At 63.3% G+C, this 790-nt stretch carries 1 protein-coding gene; it reads left to right on the top strand.

Going from position 1 to position 790, the window contains the following annotated elements; translation table 11 throughout:
• A partial coding sequence (locus ACFQS1_RS40550; RefSeq protein ID WP_378978408.1) for an IS3 family transposase occupies nt 1-790 on the top strand: 790 nt, incomplete at both ends.

Below are 790 nucleotides of genomic sequence, written 5' to 3'. Positions count from 1 at the left end.
CCTGGGAAAAGCCGCGGCGTTCTTCGCCAGCGAGTATCGGTAGAAGCTCGGTACGAGCTGATCGACGCGGAGAAACGCATTCTCGGGCCGGATGGCCGGCCGAAGTACACCGTCGTGCGCATGTGCAAATGGCTTGGGGTTTCCAGCTCCGGCTATTACGAGTGGCGGAGCCGGCCGCAATCGGCGACCGCAGCGCGCCGGGAGAAATTGAAACAGCTGATCGTGGTGATTTTCGAGATGTCGGACGAGACGTACGGTTACCGGCGGATCCACGCCTCGTTGCAGCGGTCAGGCCACGCCTGCTCGCTGGAGCTGGTCCGGGCCCTGGTGCGGGAGCTGGGCCTGGTGCCCTGCCAGCCGCGGCCGTGGCGGCACAGCCTGACCGACCAGGACCCGGCGGCCGGGCCGATCCCGGATCTGGTCCACCGGGACTTCACCGCGTCCGCGCCGGGCGAGAAGATGGTCGGCGATATCACGTACATTCCGACGTGGGAGGGTTGGGTATTCCTCGCCACGGTGATCGACTGCTACACGAAGGCGGTGATTGGCTGGGCGATGTCGGATAACTACAAAACTCCGCTGATCAGCGCGGCGATCGATATGGCGGTCCGGAATCATGATATCAAGAGGAAGGCGATATTCCACTCCGACCGCGGGAGCAACTACACGTCGGCCGAGTTTGGTCGGTTTCTTCACCAGCGTGGGATCCGGCAATCCGTCGGGCGTACCGGGATTTGCTATGACAATGCCATGGCAGAGTCCTTCTTCGCCGCGTTGAAGAACGAGCGGG

It is taken from the genome of Paractinoplanes rhizophilus (genome assembly GCF_042664765.1).
GTDB classification, from domain to species: Bacteria; Actinomycetota; Actinomycetes; order Mycobacteriales; family Micromonosporaceae; genus Actinoplanes; species Actinoplanes rhizophilus.
The sequence above is the reverse complement of the archived record's forward strand: the minus strand, read 5'-3'. Positions and strand labels throughout refer to the sequence as shown.